The 2,093-nt window shown below is 37.4% G+C and carries 3 protein-coding genes; all 3 read right to left on the bottom strand.

The window, feature by feature from the left end; translation table 11 throughout:
* Positions 1–779: N-acetylmuramoyl-L-alanine amidase (locus BUE24_RS23540; protein WP_139242112.1), on the bottom strand; the 779-nt coding region annotated here is incomplete at its 3' end.
* A gap of 3 nt (positions 780–782) precedes the next feature.
* Positions 783–1,658 carry a TolB-like translocation protein gene (locus tag BUE24_RS23535; RefSeq protein WP_073322215.1) on the bottom strand — a complete coding sequence of 292 codons (876 nt, stop codon included), beginning with the start codon at positions 1,656–1,658 and terminating at the stop codon, positions 783–785.
* Positions 1,659–1,766: 108 nt separating this feature from the next.
* On the bottom strand, positions 1,767–2,093 hold a 327-nt coding region (locus BUE24_RS23530), incomplete at its 5' end, for a T9SS type A sorting domain-containing protein (RefSeq protein WP_139242111.1).

Here is a 2,093-nt window from a genome sequence, read left to right as displayed (position 1 = left end):
ACATTATCATTATCCGTAAAGTTGGCCGTAAAATCACCAGCTTGCGTAGTCCCTCCACTAGCACTAATACTAGTGGTTGGTGCAGTAGTATCTCCTGAAGGTGGTGGGGGTGGTGGAGTCCCTCCTCCAGAACAATTCCCCAAACTATTTTTTAATGCTGTTACATAAGCATCTGCAAATCGATCTCTCCAGGTATCACTCAGTAACTTATTTCTATCGGCAGAGTCTACAAAACCAATTTCATTTAATATACCTATTGCATTGTTTTGATTCAAAACTCCTAGTGTGAATCCTAAATAAGGGCGATCTTCAGAAGACCTACGATCCACCCATTGCCCTCCAGCAACCATTTGATCCTGAACTTCTCTTGAGAAACGACTATTGCTTGCGTTGGGTGAATTACTAGATCTAGACCAAAAGGTTTCGGTTCCTGTACCTCCTCCCCCATTACAATGAATACTAATAAATCGATCTCCTCTCCAATTGTTAGACATTACTCTTCTTTGTGTAAGCGACACCCAACCATTTCTGGTTGTTCTTGTCATTCTTACGGTCCAATTGCCACATCCATTTTGCAATTTTGAACGAAGTTTCAACCCTACAGCAAGTGCTGTAGCATGCTCTGTATCTGTCCTTCCATCGGGATCTGCTCCGGTAGAGGTATATCCATGCCCTGGGTCAATAACAACTACTTGAGCATTACTTGTTCCTGAAAATAGCATTACCGTCAATAAGACCATAATGACAATAGTGTGATTCAAATATTTAGATGTATTCATGGTTTACTTATTTAGGTTAAAATCAGCGATAAATATGGCTCCGGTTTTTTCGTCAGAAAACGCAATTTTCTTTCCATCTGGAGATACATCTCCCCACATTTCGATGGTATTTGGCGTAGCGGTTAGTTGTATCTTTCTTGAAGATTTTGCAGAAATATAAAAGAGTTCTGAAGCAGAAACATCATGTCCATCCTCACTCTCATCCTCAAAAGTGACTATTCCACTGCTATCTGGAAGCCAGCCACTTGCCAAACCTATCCCCAGATCTTTTCTTTGACCTTTTCCTGAAATAGGGTAGCTATACATATTAGCTCCTTCATGAACCACCACATATTTTTGATCTGGAGAAACTATTGGATGATAAAATTGTCCCTCTTCTTTGGTAATTACCCAGGGCTTTCCAGCTTTTCCTTGTTTTCCCTCCAGTTTTAAAGTCTCTTGGTTAATGTATACTACCAAATGGTTACCTGATTTTGTTTGGGTCACCATTTTCGTATTATCGGGATGTACTCCGGCCAATACTTTTTCCTTTTTAGATACCAGATTGATGCTTTTTACCTTGAGGTCAGAGAAAGTTCCTCCTTCGGGTTTTTCTCGGAATATGATACTATTACTATCTGCTGACCAGTTGGCTAAATACCCAATACCTTCAGCACTTTTTACTTTTTCTACTTTATTCTTTTTTTTGAGATCGACAAAAAACAAAGTACTGTTTTCATGATTCGTAAAAAGTATTTTTTGTCCATTTGGAGACCATACTGGTGTACTAAAGTCTCCTCCCGAAGTAATTGGTTTTACATTGGTTAAATAAGATTGCGAATACCCGATAGCACAGGTAAAAGCGCATAGCATTACTACTAATAATTTGAATGTTTTCATAGGATTTGTGTTTCGATTAATTATTCTGAGGTAGCTTATTACTTTTCAAATTATGACATATTGAAAATGTATCCTTCTGAGATCACTTATTGAAAATACCTTTGTACTCTATTGTTTTGTTATTTTTACTGTACTTGTGATGTGATCAAGAGATACTTTGATTATATATTGCCCTTTTTGAAGATCGTCTATAAAATTGCTGAGATCCATACTTCTTGCATTTATCCCTTCATAAGGATCATGAATCGATTTCAGTTTTCTTCCTAGCATATTATAAATAGATATGTATGCTGTATTCTTGGATAAAGAATGGTAATCCATTCGTAGCTCTTTTCCATCTGTAGGGTTAGGATAAACCACCACGGTATTCGTAAGAAAAGTATCATCTATTATCGTATTGTTTTGCTTAGACAAACTACTAATCGTTACATCTAG

The sequence above is a fragment of the Aquimarina spongiae genome (genome assembly GCF_900141785.1).
GTDB lineage: Bacteria > Bacteroidota > Bacteroidia > Flavobacteriales > Flavobacteriaceae > Aquimarina > Aquimarina spongiae.
The sequence above is the reverse complement of the archived record's forward strand: the minus strand, read 5'-3'. Positions and strand labels throughout refer to the sequence as shown.